Raw genomic sequence first — 18,660 nt, 5'->3', positions numbered from 1 at the left:
GCTGAAATTTTCTCCTAAGAATATAATCGAAACTGGTAAGGAAATTGAGAAAAAACTGAAAAACCCGCAGATATGGAGTATTTTGTGAAGGAAAATTCGATTGTGCGGAAAATTTGGGGAAAAAGTGACACTATTCTGTTCATTTTTGCAGGCGCAGCTGCCGAATTTGCCCTGAACAAAGCCGTAGACTGGCTGTATTTCACCGGAAAACTCCCCGCCAATCCTTTAGGCCGGCTTTTCTCAACAGTGACTTACGCCCGGCAGATTGTATTCTCATCCCGCCCTGCAGCCCTGGCTGCCATTGGGCAGATCAATTCTATACACAGCAAAGTGGAAGAGAGCCGTGGCAGCAAGATTCCGCAGTGGGCTTATAAAGATGTACTGTACATGCTTATTGGCTATTCGATAAGGGCTTACGAGCTTTTGGAGAGGGCTATGACCCCTGCCGAAAAACAGGAAGTTTTTGAAGTATTCACACGCGTTGCAAAAGAAATGCGAATAAAAGATTTACCGCAAGACTACAAAAATTGGCAGGTACGTAGCGCACAGCATTTGGAAGAAAACCTTGAGCGCAGTGAGTACAGTAAAGATCTTTACCGGCAATACAGGAAACGCCTGGGGCCGCTGCGTTACCGGCTGCTTTTGCAGGTACAGGCGCAGGTATGCCCGGCCCGGGTAAAAGAGTTGCTCGGACTAAAGCCCAATCCTTTTATTCCGGTTGCCTTAACCGCATATAAAGTCAGCCGATTCGTACATCTTGACCAGGTTTTAAAATCCCTACTCCTTCCCAGAGATTATAAAGATGATATAAGAGCTTTGGACAGGTTTTAATAGCCCCAACCATTCTCCCTTTCTGCAGTAATTATAAGAAGTACCTATATGGCCGGCTTTTCTATTTCCACCCTGCAAGCATCATGCTGCCAGGCTTTAAAACCACATTATTTAAAAAAGCTACACCTAAAACGAACAGAAAAACCTGTTGTTATCCGGCAATTTTTATATGATAAAAGACTATATTAGTTTTTATATAACGAGTTGCAAACAATGGCTCCTGACCCCACTCAAAACAGATAAAAAAAATAGAAATTCGCTCATCTTCTGGAGATCAAAACGGACAATTACTCAGCCGGATAAAATTAAAAGTGACCGCAGATTTCCACTCAAACGCAAGAATAGTTGTTTTAATTTTCAAGTTTATACTCAAAAAGAATGATTTAGGAACCGATAAAAATAAACGGACTCCACTCAGTCCTAAAATTAATTTTCTCACTGTAGCGGATTAAAAAAACTAATCAAAAAAAAGGCTAAGTACGAGCTCACTCAACTCTGTCGCCACTGATTTGCAACAATAAATAACACAAATTGCGGAATTCCTCTCAAAAATGTCATTTTTGAGTACCTTTAAAATAAAGTCACTAACGGACAAATTTGAATTCCCAAGCCGCAACTTGTGTTATTCGAGACGTTGTACAAAATGCCGCGGACTGAAAATATAAGAGCGGATTTCCAGAAGTAAAATTCAAAAAAAAAGAAAAATTGAATATGCCATTTTTGAGAGGTAAATAAAATTAACTTTTAAATTAAAGATCAGCGGATTCTCACTCTAACGGATTTAATTTAAAAAAAACGAATTTCACCAGATTATTCATCGGAATTACCACTCAGACCGAGGAACTTTGTTCTGAAATAAACAAAAAATATTGAAATTCAATTGAATGATTGGCCTTACTCAGTCGTAATCAGATAAAAATCGAAATTTGAAGAAGTCGAAAATTATTATCTCAAGCAGGAAAATAAAATTTAATATAAATACGGCTTACTCAGACGTGCGGCACATTTGTACAACAATGGTTAACAAAAATGGCTTTTTTGAAGGATAATTTCCTATTTTTAATTCCATAAGAAAGAAATCGTTACGCCGGACAAGTGGAACTTCCCTACTCGCCACTTTCGTTAACCGGGACGTTGTACAAAATGCCGCGGACTGAAAATATAAGAGCGGATTTCCAGAAGTAAAATTCAAAAAAAAAGAAAAATTGAATATGCCATTTTTGAGAGGTAAATAAAATTAACTTTTAAATTAAAGATCAGCGGATTCTCACTCTAACGGATTTAATTTAAAAAAAACGAATTTCACCAGATTATTCATCGGAATTACCACTCAGACCGAGGAACTTTGTTCTGAAATAAACAAAAAATATTGAAATTCAATTGAATGATTGGCCTTACTCAGTCGTAATCAGATAAAAATCGAAATTTGAAGAAGTCGAAAATTATTATCTCAAGCAGGAAAATAAAATTTAATATAAATACGGCTTACTCAGACGTGCGGCACATTTGTACAACAATGGTTAACAAAAATGGCTTTTTTGAAGGATAATTTCCTATTTTTAATTCCATAAGAAAGAAATCGTTACGCCGGACAAGTGGAACTTCCCTACTCGCCACTTTCGTTAACCGGGACGTTAGGCAAAATTTTATAAATGAGCGAAGATTTAAAATTTATAGTTTCAATATTATTAAGCTCCGGAATCGTTTCTTTCGTTATTTGGATATTTAGGAAAAAAATAACGTCAGAAATCGAAAATTCCATTAAGAATAAATATGACTCAAAAATAGAAGGTTTAAAAAATGAATTTGCAACGTCACAATCAATTCTAGCCAATTCCTTAAACACTCAATCAGAAGGAATTAAAGCAACTTATGAGAAAAGATTAAATAGTCTACAGCTTTATTGGGAAGATATACTCCGCATTGAAGAATACATATCACCATTAAACCATTTTGATCCAATAATTTCAAAAAAAGAGTTAGAAAGAATCAAAAAAGAAGGATCGGATTTACCTAAAAAGTTCTTAGGTACAGTTTCATATGCTTTTGAAAAGCTCCAGATAGATAGAACTGTAGTTGAATCAATGGAAAATAAAAAAGAGCTAGAAAAGCTAAGACCATATCTAGGAGAAAAACTATGGTTACTTAGGTTTTATTTCAATTTGTTTGTTCATAGAATAATGCATCTGTATGATACGGATTATCACTCAGGAACAAATTTGACTCATTGGATGAAAGATGAATATTTGAAAAAAAGTTTAAAAGAGATTTTGAGTAAAGAAGAAATTGAATTCATTTATAAGTATGAAAATTCAGGAATCGAGAGAGGTGTAAACATCTTTAAACAAAAGATTTTAAATGAAATATCTCAAACCACTTCGGGAATTTTGGTTGGGAAAAGTACTATAGAAAATGCCATATCATTAAGTAAAATGATAGATAGGGATAAACAAAACTTTGCCTAACACCGCTTCATCGCAAATAACGGGTTTTATCGAAAAAGTGTAATTTTAGAAACCAAGAAATAAAAGGGTTAAGCCGACAAGTTCGCGTTCCTACTCCCGCAACTTGCGATAAGCGAAACCGTTGTAGCCAATGCGAAAAAAAATCAAAATTGTAAATGGAAAAAACAATATTTAAGATAACAAAAATGGATTGTCCTTCAGAGGAAAATCTAATCCGAATGAAATTGGACGGAATTTCGGGCATTAAAAATCTTGATTTTGATATTCCAAATCGAAAATTGACAGTTTTTCATAACGAACAAATCGACCAAATAGAAAAATCGATAAAAGAGTTGAATTTAGGCAGTAAAAGATTAACAACCGAACAAGCCGACCAAATAGAATTTACAGAAAACTCAAATCAAAAGAAGCTTCTTTGGTCTGTTCTCGCAATTAATTTTGTTTTTTTCATAATTGAAATGACGACAGGACTGATTTCAAAATCAATGGGATTAGTTGCTGATAGCTTGGATATGTTGGCGGACTCGCTTGTTTATGGAATTAGTTTATTTGCTGTTGGCGGTACATTAACGAGAAAAAAGAAAGTTGCGAAACTCGCAGGATATTTTCAAATGACATTGGCAATAATTGGTTTTTTGGAGGTAGTCAGAAGATTTATAGCAAATGAAGAATTGCCTGATTTTTCAACTATGATAGTGGTTTCTATTTTAGCACTTTTAGCCAATGCAACTTGTCTATACTTACTGCAAAAATCAAAGAGCAAAGAAGCTCATATGCAGGCAAGTATGATATTTACTTCAAATGATATAATTATAAATTCAGGTGTAATCTTAGCCGGACTTTTGGTAAATTGGTTAAATTCAAGCTTACCGGATTTGATTGTTGGAGCAGTTGTTTTTGTTATTGTAATTCGAGGTGCTATTCAAATTTTAAAACTTGGAAAATAAAAAAGCACTGGCTACAACAATGTATATAAAAAATAGGCGAAATAGTAGTAAATCCAAGGGTTATGACTCTTATCAGACATTGTGCTTAACCGAAAATTTGGTGCTTCGAAATCGCCTACTTTTCATATACGGGACGTTACAAACAAGCTGAAAAAATGAAGAAATTAACAATAGCTGGAATACTGATTTTATTTTTAGGATGTATAATATATCTATTTGCAGTAGATGATATTTCAGGTCTTTCTCGCGCCCTTCTTATCGGTCTAATGATTGGTAGCGCCCTTGCGTTGAGAAGCCAAATAGGAAAAAGTTAATTGTCAGGAAAGGGAACGGACTTATCTTTCCACGTGTTATAAAAAGCCAGTTTGTAACAATGAATAACACAAATTGCGGAATACCTTCCAAAAATGGCATTTTTCCCGATCTTTTAAAGATCGTGTTTAACGGATAAATTCGAGTTCCTAAACCGCAACTTGCGTTATTCGGGACGTTGGCACCAATAAATAACTCAACAAAATCAGCAGATTGACAAGAATGTCGTAAAAATGTCGCAAACAAACCGTTATCAAAAAGACAGCTTCATATATAGTTTTGTCAAAAGATTAAACCAAAACTAACTATGAAAGAAATCGGAAAAAGAATAAGAGAGGTAAGAAAGAAAAAAGGACTATCTCAAGAAGAATTGGCTGAGTCAGCAAAAGTGAATTTAAGAACAATTCAACGAATCGAAAATAATGAAAGTGAACCTCGTGGAAAAACCCTGAATTTAATTTGTGAAGTTCTGGAAATAAATGCTGAGGATATTTTAGATTAGGGAAAACAAACCGACAAGAATTACCTGACTATTTTCCATCTTTCTGTAATAGCATTTTTAGCAATTCCAGTAGGAAATATAATTTTACCTCTTATTTTATGGATGAATAAAAAAGATAAAATTATTGGACTTAAACACATTGGAGCGAACTTATTAAATTTTCAGATAGTTTGGTCTGTTTTCACTTTCATTTCAATTACTGCATTCGCTTTATTTAAGGTTATGCATTACGGATATTACCCAATTCTATTTTACTTATTTATTGGACTTTACACCTTGAATATAATATTGCCCGTAATTTTTGCTATTAAAACAAGTAAAGGAAAAACAGAAAGCTTTTATCCGAACCTAATAAAGTTGATTAAATAACTGGTGCCAACAATGAATAACACAAATTGCGGAAAACCTTCCAAAAATGACATTTTAAATTACCTTTAAAATTAAGTCTTAAACTGACAATTTCGAGTTACCAAGCCGCAACTTGCGTTATTCGAAACGTTGTAGCCAATGCGAAAAAATTACTAACAATTACTCGATAAAATTTTAATTTTTAAATCTAATAAATTACAGAAGTATGGCATTTTTAGGAAAAAAAGACGAAGAAAAAATTCTCTTAGAGATAAGAGGTTTAATTGAAAGTAAACTGACCAATGGATTTACTGACAGGCGTGGCAGACCTGTTGTTGATGTGGAAGCAGTTAATATTATTGAATGGGAAATAGACGAAGACAAATCAAATCGAGATGAATTCATCGTAAAAACTCTTTATTCGCAACCTCGCGTATGGGTAAGTAATGATGATTCTGGCGGAAAAAGCAATGAAAATTTCCAGCTAAAAAATACAAAGCCGATAAAGTTTGTATTTAACGAAGAACACCAAGAATATAAAATTGAAAATGAAGAGGAAATAAATTTTATTAACACTGCCCCATATTAAAGACGACCTAAATAAAGTCCTCCCAGAAACTTATTCAAAAAAGCACTGGCTACAACAATGAATAACACAAATTGCGGAATACTTCTCAAAAATAGCATTTTTGACTACCAATAAAAAGCAGTGTTTATCGGACAAATTCAAGTCGCCAAGCCGCAACTTGCGTTATTCGAGACGTTGTAAACCAGGCAAAAAAATGGCATTTTAGGAAAGTATAAAATTTCTGAAATCTGTTTGAATATTTTTGACGCCGGACAATTGAAACTCACTAAATCCGATCAATCTCTAAAAAATAGATTTTCAAAAGGGAGTTCTTATAAAAACGGAATGATCAGTTTTCAGCGGATTAAAACTAACTAATTACACAACAAGAATAAAAGCCCAGTTTACAACAACGATTAACAAAAATGGCTTTTTTGAGAGATAATTTCCTACTTTTATTTCCATAAGAATGAACTCGTTACGACGGACAAGTGGATCTTCCCTACTCGCCACTTTCGTTAACCGGGAACGTTGCAAACAATGGCTCCTGACCCCACTCAAAACAGATAAAAAAATAGAAATTCGCTCACCTTCTGGAGATCAAAACGGACAATTACTCAGCCGGATAAAATTAAAAGTGACCGCAGATTTCCACTCAAACGCAAGAATAATTGTTTTAATTTTCAAGTTTCTACTCAAAAAGAATGATTTAGGAACCAATAAAAATAAACGGACTCCACTCAGTCCTAAAATTAATTTTCTCACTGTAGCGGATTAAAAGTTAAGAACTGGTAAAAATTAAATAAACCTCACTCAAGGCAAAAAATGATTTTATCACTGTTGCGGATTAAAAAAACTAATCAAGAAAAAGGCTAAGTACGAGCTCACTCAACTCTGTCGCCACTGATTTGCAACAATAAATAACACAAATTGCGGAATACCTCTAAAAAATGGCATTTTTGACTAACTTTAAAGTGAAGTCATTAACTGACAAATTTGAATTCCCAAGCCGCAACTTGTGTTATTCGAGCCGTTGCCAAACATAAGAGAATTATAATGTATAAAATACTTCCTATAATTTCAATATTCTTTTTCAGTCATTTATCATATTCTCAAAAAGATATTTATTTTTTAATAAGTGAAAATGACACGCTCATACACGAACAGATATCAGATAATGCAAATTCTTATACAGGTTACAGAATTTTTTTCGATAAGAAAGTTCGCGTAAAGAAAAACAACACCCCAAGACCTAAAACGAGATCAACTGAAATAATTGAAGTGTGGGAAGAAGATCCTAAATATGATTATTATGTCTTTGAAAATCCTTCTGTCCATTTTAGCTTTATTAAAGAATTGGACAAATTAGTTGACAAAAATGAGCTGAAGGATTTGAATATTATTACTGACCGTAGAGATTTTCTAAAAATAAGTGACTCCGTAAGTTTTGACGGACTGGGGCATACATATTATTTTTTAGAAGAAAGAAAGGACGGCAAATATCTCATGCGCAGAGTTTACCCAGTAATCTTCGAATGAAAATGGAACAAAATACGTTTGGCAACAATGGTAACCGTTGCACAAGCCAATAATTTTTTGAATTCCCGCTACAAATAAGCCGCTTTAAGCGGTTTTTCTTTTATGGATTGGATTGGCTGTGAACGAAATTCAGGTTCCTTAAAATTGAACTGTGAGATTCCTGTAGTAGGTTTTTGGTTGAAGGAGCCAAGCGAGCTGCTCTGCTCCGGATTTCACCTTCTTCGCTTTGAATTTCAGGTATTTTTTGAGGTTGTAAGCAATGGCGGCCAGATGCATACATTTATTTGCTTGCCTGATCCCAATGGTATTCACCTTCCGAAGCCCCAGGAATTCCTTTAGTGTACCAAAAACAGGTTCTACAGTGCTTTGGCGTTTGGCTTTCATATAGCGGCCGCGCCTGGTCTTTACCCGTTCAATGTTCCTATCGTATTCCTCCCGGTAGGCAGTAATGTTGATCCTTTTTTCATGGCTTTTGCCAATGCAGGCCGTTTTTATAGGACAGCCTTTACAATCGGCCCGTGTGGTAAAATAATTGTCCTTTAGATTACCATTTTCCATTTTCTGCTTCCGGAAGGTAACTTTCTTGCCCTGTGGGCACAGCCAGTAATTACCTTCTTTAATATACTCAAATCCTTCAGGCCCGCCTTTGTAGGTCCCGTGCGGCGGGATGTATGTGGTCAGTCCTTTTTTCTCAAAGTATGCGTAATTTTCCCCACTGCTGTAACCGGCATCTGCCAATACATTCTCCCAGATCAAACCTTCCCGGCGCAAGCGCCTGTTGAGTCTTGCGGCAGTATCCTGTAGGTATTTGGTGTCTTTCTTGTCTGCGTGGTATGCCCGTACATCAGTGATAACGTGTGCTTCAATATCTACCGCCAGGTTACACAGGTAGTTCAGTTTTCTGGCCTTCCCGGGTTTGACACTTATCCGGGCATCGGGATCTGTTGGGCTGTAATGGGTTTTGTTGCTGGTGTACTTGCTGCCTTTGTTTTTGGCCCCGGGACGCATGTCCTGGTCCTCGCTCCATTTCTTGTTCCGGCTTTTGATTTCCTGAAGCTCTTTCTTACTTGCTGTGATCTTCTGCTGTTTTTCAGGGGCTTTGTTCCCTTTGGCTTTGCGATCCCTGCTGCTTTGTACACGCACCTTGGAAAGATGCTCCTCCAGGTCTTCTGCCGGGACTTTGATCTCCAGGCTGTCCATGGAAGCATTGGCTTTTACAGGAGCGGAATCAATTGCCTGGGTGTGCCCGGTTACCAATCCGACTTCAATACACAGCTTTAAAACTTTGGTAAAAACTTCCTCAAAGATATCTTCAGGAAAAAGCTGCCGGGTACGGCTGATGGTACTGTGCCAGGGCAGTTCTTCATCCACATCATATCCCAGGAAATAGAGGATGTCCAACCGCATTGCACAATGGTTCATTACCCCACGATCCGTAGTAATGTTCTCTAAATATCCCACCAGGCAGATTTTAAAAAAGACCACCGGATCAATGCTTTTCTGTCCACTATCTCCGTAGAACTTTTGCGTAAGCGGATAAAGAAACTCCAGGTTCAGGGCTTCTTTTAAACGTCGGTAAAAATTTTCTTTTGGGATCCGGTCACTGAGACGGAAGGAAGTGAAGAGTTTTTCCTGATAATTTTTCTTGCCTTGCATATCAGAAAATTAGCATTTTCTGGTATCTTGTGCAACAGGCACAACGTATAAAAACAATGCTTAAATCAGTCTCAAATCAAAACTCCGTGCTCGCTTGCAACGCCTGATTTTCCTGCGGAAAATCATCGCTGGCAATCGCCGCACTGTTTTTATACGGGACGTTCTATGCAATTTTTTACAAAAAAAGTAAATTTACCTTTATTTTCTATTGATTTAAGATATTATAACTATATTTGAGGTAAATTTACCTTTAATGATAAATGATATTTTAAATAAGAGTTTTAATCTTGATGAAGATTTATCGTTTGACAACCTTCTAAAGAAAAAGTTGGAGACAACTGGACTTACAAAAACTCAATTTGAAAGACTTGCGGGCCTGCAAAGGCGAAGTCTTGATGGTATTATAGATAAGACCTCAAAACAAACCGATATAGTAAACCTATTAAAGCTGGGTGAGTTTCTAGGATTAAATCTAGAACAAACTGTTTTGCTGCATTTTAAGGATCGTCCTTCTTTCGAAATTAAAGATTTACAGAATTCTATGGATATAACTTTTATCAATAAATATTTTGACTTAAAAACATTAGCCTCACTAGGTTTTATAGATAAAAAAGATTCCGTAGAGCAACTAAACGAGCGCATTTGCGAATTCTTTGGCTTAGATAGTATTTACGACTATGAACAGGAATTAGGCGAAGCTTTATACAGCAGAACTAAAAGATCTTTCAATGATAAAATGAAAGACTTCTGGATTAAATCGTCCTATAAATACTTTGAGTTAATCGACAATCCGAACGATTATTCTAGAGAAGATTTAATTGATTTAATTCCCAAGATTAAGCCTTATACGCAAAATGTCCAAGATGGATTACTTACAGTCTTCCGTGCACTATACAACATAGGCGTAACCGTGGTGTTCCAACCTATGCTTCCTAAAACACAAATTAGGGGAGCAACTTTTGTCATAAATGATAAACCTTGTATTGTAATTACAGATTTGAATAAGAATTACGCTACCATTTGGTTCGCTTTAATTCACGAACTTCATCACGTATTATTCGACCTAGAATTATTGCAGAAAGTTAAATATCATCTCACTGGCGAGCCTGATCTATTCTTAATACAGGAAGATAAAGCTAATCAATTTGCAAGCGATTATTTGATTTCTCAAGAAAAGATGAGGTATATAGAACCTCTAATAAACAATCACTTGATGGTGACAAGATTCGCTAAAGATTGTCAAGTACATCCATCCATCATTTATTCTCAATTTCAATTTAGACAATCTGAGAAAGGAAACAATTACTGGGGTGCTTTTAAAGATTATTTCCCTGATGTGGAAATGGCGAAGAAGAATCTTTATGTTTCTAATTGGGACGCCCAATCATTAGAGGAAGCTTCAAAAAACATAAAAGAACTATTAACAATCTAAATTTAAAAAATGGCTGATAATCAAAAGAAAAAGGATAGAAAATTATCCAAAGAAGATATTGAAAGATTAGAACTGCTTCAAAAAGCAGATGAAATAAAGGGAGAACAACTTTCGATAGATGTTGACTCGAAAATAAAATTAGAAAATCAAGCAGAACAACTAATTGGACAGCAAATCGATGATCCAGTTCAAAAGTTTCAACTTTATTATAAAGGTTTAAATAAACTTCTCAGAGATAACTTACCTAAAGGTAAGGAGAATGAAGAAGTAAGGAGAATTATCTATGATGAAAAAAACATTTTAATTAACCGTGGGGCAGTAAAAGACGAGAAAGGAATCAGAGGAAGTGATGGAAGAATGGCATATTTAGAAGATTTAGAAATTGCTATTCAGATTGTAGCTGATTGGACAAGAAAAAAAGGAAGCTCTACAGATCTATATATGGCATTTTGGGATAAAAATGAAGAATTAGGATACGGTCATCAACAATAATTCAGCACAAAAACTGCATAGAACAACGCATATCGCAAATGGCGGGTTTTATAGAAAAGAACTAAATTAGTTTCCATAACAAACAAAAACCTTAAGCCGACAAATCCGCATCCATAACTCCGCGCCACTTGTCGTTATGCGAAGCCGTTGCCAAAAATACCACTGACAACCAAGACGTGAAAAAATTTAATCGGATCAATAAAGATTAGATCCCCAAAATTGCCATATTTGAGGTCATTTATAATGGCTCCATAAAAAACATTATTACCAGATTGAATATAAAATGACTGACACGAAAAAATTTCTCCAAAATGAGCCTGTAATCTTGAAAATATTATATGCTTTTGGTTCGGTTTGTTTAATAATATCTTTAATACAAATATTCATTTTTCCAAACTCGATTAAATACGTTCAAGCTATAGGATTTCTGACAATGTTTATATTTATAAGCAGAATGGCATTTAAAAATTTTAAAAGCTAAAAAATAAAGAACATAAATAATGTTGCGGATTTCTCACTCTCACGGAGGAAAAAAGGAGAACGCAGAAATATCCTTTTTGAGAGGTAAGTAAAAAAGACTTTAAAACCGCCCAATGCGTAGCGGATTTGATAAACGGGATCGCTCACTCAGATGGGTGGTACATTTGGCAACAGTGTAAAAAAACAATGCTTAATCCTGTCTCAATTCGAAAGCCCGTGCTCGCTTGCAACGCCTGATTGTCCTGCGAACAATCAAGCTCGCCAGCTCGCACTGTTTTTATACAGGACGTTGTGAACCATAGCTCCGGACACCACTCAAAACGGATAAAAATTAGAAATTTTCAAAACTCCTGGAGATCAAAAAAGGACAATTACTCAGCTGATTAAAAATTAAAAGTGACGGCGGATTTCCACTCAAACGCAAGAATAATTCTTTTAACTTTTAAGTGGATATTCAAAAAGAATGATTTTAGGAACCGATAAAAATAAACGGACTCCGCTCAGTCGCGAAATTAATTTTCTCACTGTTGCGATTAAATATTAAGAACAGATAAAAAGTCAACAAACCTAACCCACTCAAAAACAGATTTTCTACTGTTGCGGATTAAAGAACTAATCAAGAAAAATGCTAAGTACGAGCTCACTCGGCTCTGTCGCTACGGATTCACAACAATAAATAACACAAATTGCGGAATTCCTCTTAAAAATGGCATTTTTGACTACCTTTAAAATAAAGTCATAAACGGACAAATTTAAGTTCCCAAGCCGCAACTTGTGTTATTCGAGCCGTTGTAAACCAGGCAAAAAAATGGCATTTTAGGAAAGCATAAATATCTAAAATCTGTTTGAAAATTTTTGACGCCGGACAATTGAAACTCACTAAATCCAATCTATCTCTAAAAAATAGATTTTCAAAAAAGAGTTCTTAAAAAAACGGAATGATCAGTTTTCAGCGGATAAAAACTAACTAATTACCCAAAAAGAATAAAAGCCCAGTTTACAACAACGATTAACAAAAATGGCTTTTTTTGAGAGATAATTTCCTACTTTTATTTTCATAAGAAAGAACCGTTACGCCGGACAAGTGGATCTTCCCTACTCGCCACTTTCGTTAACCGGGAACGTTGTGAACCATAGCTCCGGACACCACTCAAAACGGATAAAAATTAGAAATTTTCAAAACTCCTGGAGATCAAAAAAGGACAATTACTCAGCTGATTAAAAATTAAAAGTGACGGCGGATTTCCACTCAAACGCAAGAATAATTCTTTTAACTTTTAAGTGGATATTCAAAAAGAATGATTTTAGGAACCGATAAAAATAAACGGACTCCGCTCAGTCGCGAAATTAATTTTCTCACTGTTGCGATTAAATATTAAGAACAGATAAAAAGTCAACAAACCTAACCCACTCAAAAACAGATTTTCTACTGTTGCGGATTAAAGAACTAATCAAGAAAAATGCTAAGTACGAGCTCACTCGGCTCTGTCGCTACGGATTCACAACAATAAATAACACAAATTGCGGAATTCCTCTTAAAAATGGCATTTTTGACTACCTTTAAAATAAAGTCATAAACGGACAAATTTAAGTTCCCAAGCCGCAACTTGTGTTATTCGAGCCGTTGCCCACAAGCTTTAAAAACAAGATTCTAACTCCAAATCAACCATAATGATAACTGAAATTAAAATTGAGAATATTTCTAGTTACAAAGGACCAGTCATTATAGAAGAATTGAAAAAATTAAATTTCTTTTTTGGTAATAATGGTTCGGGAAAATCTACAATAGCTAAATTTCTTTATAATATAAATTCCAATAAATCAACTAATGATGAGTTGAGATTTGAAGATTGTAGCCAATTAGGTTTTAATGGAGAAAATAATGAAGTTTTAGTATTTGATGATGAATTTGTAAAAAGAAACTTCATCAAAGAAGATTTTTTAAAAGGTGTTTTCTCATTGGATGAAGAAAATGATGAGATAGAAAGAAAAATCAAAGAAAAGCAGCTAAAAGTAGAAAAAATTGAAAACTACATTTCTAAAGATCTTAATGATAAAAATGAGAGTTACGAAGTTCAATTAGAAGAACTATACAAAGGCAAGAAAACAGGCATTTTAGACATTTGTTTCCAAAAAAGAGATGTATTTAATCAGTCGTTACCTCTTATAAGGCTAAAATATAAAGGAAGTAAGCCAAATCATTTTAGCCAAGTTGAGAAAGTTTTGAAAGATGAAGAAAACAAAAATTACAAATTTAAAGACCTAAAGAAGGAATATGAGTTGTTTTATGAACAAAACCTAACTAAAGTTCATAACAGCTTCAAATCATCTTCATACCTCAAAATTCGAAGACTAGAAGAAAAAATTAATTACGCCTTAAAACAAATTTTTACTGGAAATAAGGATATCGATATCGCAGAGATGATCGATAGACTGAACCTACAAAAATGGGTAGAAGAGGGACTAGAAAAAATAGACAGATCAGGTAAAAAAGAAAAGTGTCCATTTTGTCAAGAATTTACTATTACCCAAGAACTAATTAAGAAGTTTGACGAATATTTTGATGAATCCTATAAGAAGAAAAAGAAATACATAGAAGGCTTGTTAACTAGATATGAAAGTTTATCCGAGCAAATTATTACTAATTTGAATGCTATTAAAACAGAATTCAATCCAGACAGCCAATTAAGTGATTTAGTTCTGGAATTATCTTCTCATTTTGATTCGCAAAAAGACATAATTCAAAGTAAATTAGATAGAACAAATGAAACATTTGCAATTGATTCTGTTTTCGAATTCAAACCAAAATTATCAAATCTGATTGATGCGGTTAAAACCAACAACGAGATGTTTGATTCGTTGGAGGATAAAAAAGAGAATCTAGATTCTAAAATTTGGAATTATATAAGCTTCAATTCTAAAGATGATATTGAATTCTATTACTCACACAAAAACGAAATTGAATTTAAGAAAGCGGCAATTAACAGATTTAAAACTTATTTATTAGAAAAACTTAGAAATCTAAGACTTGAAATAGAAGGTTTAAGAGACAATACGATTAATACATCTAAAGCAAAGGAGAACATAAACAAAATTCTTAAAGGTGCAGGATTCAAAGGTTTTGAGATTGGTGAAATGCCAAAAAAATCAGAAAAAGAAATTCCAAAATATTACTTGAAGAGAAATGATTCAGAAAGTAATGACGTCTTTAACACCCTTAGTGAGGGGGAAAAGAATTTTATCGCTTTTTTATATTTCAATGAAATATGTAAAGGAACTTTAGAAAAAGACAATAAGGAAAAAAAGAAGATTGTGGTCATAGATGATCCAGTTTCCAGTTTAGATAGCCAAGCATTATTTATCGTTACTACAATAATTAGGGATTTAGCGAAGAAAAAGGGAAGATCCGCCAATGATAAAAAAGAGTTTTATAATCCTCATATAGAGCAAATTTTCGTTTTAACTCACAATATTTATTTCCATAAAGAAGTAACCTTTGCAATGGGAAATAAATTGTGTCAAGAAATTAGTTATTATCAAATTCAAAAAATTTCTGATAAAACAAATATTGAAAAAACTGCAAAAAATGAGATAGATAACGATTACAACTTATTATGGAAAGGTTTACAAAATTTAAAAACAGAAAGAAATCCTGCTAATAATGTTGTTGTAGGTAATTTAATGAGAAGAATTCTTCAAAGTTATTTGAACTTTACAAGAAACACTCCAAAAGAATGGACATTAATAGAAGAACTTGAACAAAATGATCCTAAAAGAATAATTTTTAGCTGCTTAATTTCTCAAATTAATGATGATAGTCACCATTATAATCCTAATGATGATTTTTACTATCAAAGAATGACCCATACAGATATTGAGGACCTCTATGAAGTATTTGAATTAATGTTTAAAGATATTGGTGGTATCGAACATTTTAATATAATGCAGCAATATTCAGAAAATTAAATTTGGTTAGTGACTAATAAAGCCAGTGGGCAACATCGGTTAACAAAAATGTCTTTTTCGAGAGATAATTTCCTACATTTAATTCCATAAGAACAACCCGTTTTGCCGGAAAGTGAAGTCTTCCCTACCCGCCACTTTCGTTAACCGGGAACGTTGTAACACATTATACCAAACTTTACGAAAAATATGTCGAACGAGAAAAATGAAAACAAATTAGTAGGATTATACATTCTTCTTGGAATTGTTTTTATTGTTTGGATTGCTTCTCTTCTTGGTTTAAATCAGCTGATTTCTGACCCTGAAAGAAAAGGTCAATTTGGAGATTCATTCGGGGCTATAAACTCTTTATTTTCGGGGCTTGCTTTAGCTGGAATAATTTATACCATTTATTTACAGAAGAAGGAACTTTCCCTACAGAGAAAAGAATTGAGCGATACAAGAGAAGAATTTAAAACTCAAAATAAAACCCTTTCATTACAAAGGTTCGAAAATACATTCTTTCACCTATTGGAACTACATCATCAAATAGTAAATGCTATTGATATCGATATTTACAAAAACAAACCAATAAGTGCACTGACGTTAAAGTCTGTTGAGCGAAAAGAAAAGATCGAAAAAGACAAAATAACTCTAAAAGGCAGAGACGTTTTCAAATATTCATTTGAACAAGTTAACTATCAGATCAGGAAAGCTGAAAGTGACTTTGATAAGATTTATATGGACTATTGGCCAATAGTTCAAACGGATTTCGGCCATTATTTTAGAAATCTCTACAGAATCATTAAGTTGGTTAATGAATATAAGTTCCACTCACACTCTGAATTAGAGAGTTCGGAAAATCCTCTTAATGATGAGGATAAAACAAACTACACTTTATCAAATTTCAATACCAGATATAAATATACTTCAATCGTTCGTGCTCAACTTTCTGATTTTGAACTTTTGTGGCTTTTTTACAATGGATTGAGTGAAAATGGATTAAAAAAGTTTAAACCTCTAATTGAAGAATATAGTCTATTGAAAAATTTACCTAAGGATAAAATAGGCAATAAAAATCTGAAATTTAGATACAACAAAAAAGCATATAAAGAATAACGTGTTACAACAATGAATAACACAAATTGCGGAATACCTGTCAAAAATGCCATTTTTGACTACCTTTCAAAGACAGTGTTTAACGGAAAGATTTGAGTCACCAAGCCGCAACTTGCGTTATTCGGGACGTTATGTGTTATTAGTATATTTAATTCATGAAATTAAACAAATTATTGTCCTACGGATATTTTCCGAAAGAATTACCACCACCATTCAACTCTAAAGATTTTGGAAAGAAGTCAAGTTATCTGGTAAAAAAATGGGACAAACTTCTTGATGAAAAAAAAGTTAAAAAACCTTCAGAATCTAGAAATGAAGCTAAAAGACGATTCAATAAAGATTATGTCCAAAAATATGGCAGTTCAAAACTAATAGAATACAGTATCGCTAAAGGAATTTTTTCAAGAAGAAAATTAGGAGTTCCTAACCCAAAACAATTTTTAGATTTATCTCAATCTATTTCGGATAATTGGGAAAATATAAAACCAATTTTTGAATTAAGTGAATATTCAGAAAGCTTACCTGTTGAATATAAAGCAAAAAGAACTGTTAGAACTAAAAGTAAAACTTGGAATAATTTCAAGTTTAAACTTATAGAGGAATCGTTCGATAAAAAATTTCAATTAAAATTAGACATTCTAAATTTTTATCCTAGCATTTATACACATTCAATTCCTTGGAGTGTATTAGGAAAAGAAGATGCTAAAAAGTATTTCAAAATAAAAAATAATCGAAAGCATTATTTTGAATCAATTTTAAGTTCTGATCCAAAAGCAAAATTATATAAGTTAAGTGATCAAATTGACACGCTTGTTAGAAATTGCAATGAACGCCAAAGTGTTGGAATACCTATCGGTCCGGATACATCATTTATTTTAGCAGAACTTATAGCATGTAGAATTGATTCTGAAATCAAGAAAAAATTAGAAAATATAGATCATCGAGCATCTAGATACTATGATGATTATTACTTCTATTTTAATAATATAGGTGATGCCGAAACATCTTTAAAAATTATTCAAAAAATAATTTATGATTTTCAATTAGAAACTAATGAAAATAAGGTTGAAATAAATCCACTTCCATTTAGAAATATTGATGATTGGTCAAATTCAATATCTAGTTTTAAATTTGATGAAGCAGATAAATTTGAATTAAGGAACTATTTTTCTCTAATATATTCTCAAATATCTAAGAATAAGAAAAACTCATCATGGATTGTAAGTTATAGTCTGCTCAGATTTGAATACGGAAATGTAAAAATCAAAAAGAAAAATTGGGATATTTTTCTCAACTTCTTACTTCAAACAATCTTGGTTGACCCTTCTAGCATAGATCAAATATTCAAAATCTTACTTTCATATAAAATCTATATAAAGGGCAAAGCAAAAGAAAAAATAAATAGTGTTTTAGAAAAGGTGATTAAAGAACATACTTTGTTAAATCATTCCTTTGAAGTTGCTTGGTCATTGTGGTACTACAAAACTTTTAAAATAAAATGCGATAGAGATACACTCTCGATCGTTCTAAATTCAAATGACAATATTTCCAAATTGATTTGCTTGGATTTAATTAATTCTGGTCTTTACAAAGGTAGAAAACCGGCACTTACAAATTTAATAAAGTCGATAAATGGAAATTCATTATTCGATGATCAATGGTTACTCGCATACGAATCATTTAGAAAAAATTGGTTGAATTTTAAATCCAAAAATATTCTAAGAGATAATGAATTTTTTAAATTTTTAGATTACTATAATATAAGTTTTTATGACCCTGACGAACAAATAAAGATCTCGTTTAGAATCCTAGAATCTAGACCAAGAATATCTGATTTTGATATTGATGAAGAAGAGGATATTTTCGGTTGGTTGATTGATGAAGAAGAGAGTGAGGATGATAGTGATCAAGAAGGTAAAACGAAATACTAACAACACATAACACCGCTTCATCGCAAATAACGGGTTTTATCGAAAAAGTGTAATTTTAGAAACCAAGAAAGAAAATGGTTAAGCCGACAAGTCCGC

Annotated in this window: 14 protein-coding genes; 13 read left to right on the top strand and 1 reads right to left on the bottom strand. The window is 33.4% G+C overall.

Features of this window, described 5'->3' with window-relative positions; all coding sequences use genetic code 11:
* Positions 1 to 72 precede the first annotated feature (72 nt).
* From JRG66_RS13110 to JRG66_RS13075, 8 genes are all read left to right on the top strand, one after another.
* Positions 73 to 831, top strand: a complete 759-nt coding sequence (locus JRG66_RS13110) for an oxygenase MpaB family protein (RefSeq protein WP_265163218.1) — start codon at positions 73 to 75, stop codon at positions 829 to 831.
* A 1,652-nt stretch (positions 832 to 2,483) separates the two neighbouring features.
* Positions 2,484 to 3,296 carry a hypothetical protein gene (locus JRG66_RS13105; protein ID WP_265163217.1) on the top strand — a complete coding sequence of 271 codons (813 nt, stop codon included), beginning with the start codon at positions 2,484 to 2,486 and terminating at the stop codon, positions 3,294 to 3,296.
* A gap of 155 nt (positions 3,297 to 3,451) precedes the next feature.
* On the top strand, positions 3,452 to 4,243 hold the full coding sequence (locus JRG66_RS13100) for a cation efflux transmembrane domain-containing protein (RefSeq protein ID WP_211065687.1): 792 nt from the start codon (positions 3,452 to 3,454) through the stop codon (positions 4,241 to 4,243).
* A gap of 155 nt (positions 4,244 to 4,398) precedes the next feature.
* Complete coding sequence (locus JRG66_RS13095) at positions 4,399 to 4,557, top strand: hypothetical protein (RefSeq protein ID WP_265163215.1); 159 nt, start codon at positions 4,399 to 4,401, stop codon at positions 4,555 to 4,557.
* Positions 4,558 to 4,862: 305 nt separating this feature from the next.
* Entirely contained in the window at positions 4,863 to 5,057 is a 195-nt protein-coding gene (locus JRG66_RS13090; protein ID WP_265163214.1) for a helix-turn-helix domain-containing protein, read from the top strand.
* A 24-nt stretch (positions 5,058 to 5,081) separates the two neighbouring features.
* The gene (locus JRG66_RS13085) at positions 5,082 to 5,426 is read left to right on the top strand and encodes a DUF4870 domain-containing protein (RefSeq protein ID WP_265165454.1); all 345 of its coding nucleotides are present in this window, start codon (positions 5,082 to 5,084) and stop codon (positions 5,424 to 5,426) included.
* A 205-nt stretch (positions 5,427 to 5,631) separates the two neighbouring features.
* Entirely contained in the window at positions 5,632 to 5,994 is a 363-nt protein-coding gene (locus JRG66_RS13080; protein WP_265163213.1) for a hypothetical protein, read from the top strand.
* Positions 5,995 to 7,029: 1,035 nt separating this feature from the next.
* Positions 7,030 to 7,512, top strand: a complete 483-nt coding sequence (locus JRG66_RS13075) for a hypothetical protein (RefSeq protein ID WP_265163212.1) — start codon at positions 7,030 to 7,032, stop codon at positions 7,510 to 7,512.
* Positions 7,513 to 7,650: 138 nt separating this feature from the next.
* On the opposite strand, the gene JRG66_RS13070 is transcribed toward JRG66_RS13075, so the two are convergent.
* Positions 7,651 to 9,168, bottom strand: coding sequence for an IS1182 family transposase (locus JRG66_RS13070; RefSeq protein ID WP_265163211.1), 1,518 nt, complete (start codon positions 9,166 to 9,168; stop codon positions 7,651 to 7,653).
* A gap of 253 nt (positions 9,169 to 9,421) precedes the next feature.
* On the opposite strand from JRG66_RS13070, the gene JRG66_RS13065 reads away from it, so the two are divergent.
* The 5 genes from JRG66_RS13065 (at position 9,422) to JRG66_RS13045 (ending at position 18,564) form a co-directional block, all read left to right on the top strand.
* On the top strand, positions 9,422 to 10,600 hold the full coding sequence (locus tag JRG66_RS13065; RefSeq protein WP_265163210.1) for an ImmA/IrrE family metallo-endopeptidase: 1,179 nt from the start codon (positions 9,422 to 9,424) through the stop codon (positions 10,598 to 10,600).
* Between the two features lie 9 nt (positions 10,601 to 10,609).
* Positions 10,610 to 11,092, top strand: a complete 483-nt coding sequence (locus JRG66_RS13060; protein ID WP_265163209.1) for a hypothetical protein — start codon at positions 10,610 to 10,612, stop codon at positions 11,090 to 11,092.
* Positions 11,093 to 13,243: 2,151 nt separating this feature from the next.
* Positions 13,244 to 15,538: an AAA family ATPase gene (locus JRG66_RS13055; protein WP_265163207.1), complete on the top strand. Its 2,295-nt coding sequence runs from the start codon at positions 13,244 to 13,246 to the stop codon at positions 15,536 to 15,538.
* A gap of 186 nt (positions 15,539 to 15,724) precedes the next feature.
* Complete coding sequence (locus tag JRG66_RS13050; RefSeq protein WP_265163206.1) at positions 15,725 to 16,633, top strand: putative phage abortive infection protein; 909 nt, start codon at positions 15,725 to 15,727, stop codon at positions 16,631 to 16,633.
* Between the two features lie 155 nt (positions 16,634 to 16,788).
* On the top strand, positions 16,789 to 18,564 hold the full coding sequence (locus JRG66_RS13045) for an RNA-directed DNA polymerase (protein ID WP_265163205.1): 1,776 nt from the start codon (positions 16,789 to 16,791) through the stop codon (positions 18,562 to 18,564).
* Positions 18,565 to 18,660: the final 96 nt, after the last annotated feature.

Origin of the sequence: Salinimicrobium tongyeongense (assembly GCF_026109735.1) — a bacterium.
Lineage (GTDB): Bacteria > Bacteroidota > Bacteroidia > Flavobacteriales > Flavobacteriaceae > Salinimicrobium > Salinimicrobium tongyeongense.
Note: the sequence above shows the minus strand (reverse complement) of the source record. Positions and strands in the feature narration are given on the sequence as shown.

Bases quoted from the DNA above. Each gene is read 5' to 3' on its own strand.
- JRG66_RS13055 (WP_265163207.1), top strand. From the start codon at position 13,244: ATGATAACTGAAATTAAAATTGAGAATATTTCTAGTTACAAAGGACCA.
- JRG66_RS13045 (WP_265163205.1), top strand. From the start codon at position 16,789: ATGAAATTAAACAAATTATTGTCCTACGGATATTTTCCGAAAGAATTA.
- JRG66_RS13075 (WP_265163212.1), top strand. From the start codon at position 7,030: ATGTATAAAATACTTCCTATAATTTCAATATTCTTTTTCAGTCATTTA.
- JRG66_RS13065 (WP_265163210.1), top strand. From the start codon at position 9,422: ATGATAAATGATATTTTAAATAAGAGTTTTAATCTTGATGAAGATTTA.
- JRG66_RS13100 (WP_211065687.1), top strand. From the start codon at position 3,452: ATGGAAAAAACAATATTTAAGATAACAAAAATGGATTGTCCTTCAGAG.
- JRG66_RS13090 (WP_265163214.1), top strand. From the start codon at position 4,863: ATGAAAGAAATCGGAAAAAGAATAAGAGAGGTAAGAAAGAAAAAAGGA.
- JRG66_RS13080 (WP_265163213.1), top strand. From the start codon at position 5,632: ATGGCATTTTTAGGAAAAAAAGACGAAGAAAAAATTCTCTTAGAGATA.
- JRG66_RS13050 (WP_265163206.1), top strand. From the start codon at position 15,725: ATGTCGAACGAGAAAAATGAAAACAAATTAGTAGGATTATACATTCTT.
- JRG66_RS13105 (WP_265163217.1), top strand. From the start codon at position 2,484: ATGAGCGAAGATTTAAAATTTATAGTTTCAATATTATTAAGCTCCGGA.
- JRG66_RS13095 (WP_265163215.1), top strand. From the start codon at position 4,399: ATGAAGAAATTAACAATAGCTGGAATACTGATTTTATTTTTAGGATGT.
- JRG66_RS13070 (WP_265163211.1), bottom strand. From the start codon at position 9,168: ATGCAAGGCAAGAAAAATTATCAGGAAAAACTCTTCACTTCCTTCCGT.
- JRG66_RS13060 (WP_265163209.1), top strand. From the start codon at position 10,610: ATGGCTGATAATCAAAAGAAAAAGGATAGAAAATTATCCAAAGAAGAT.
- JRG66_RS13110 (WP_265163218.1), top strand. From the start codon at position 73: ATGGAGTATTTTGTGAAGGAAAATTCGATTGTGCGGAAAATTTGGGGA.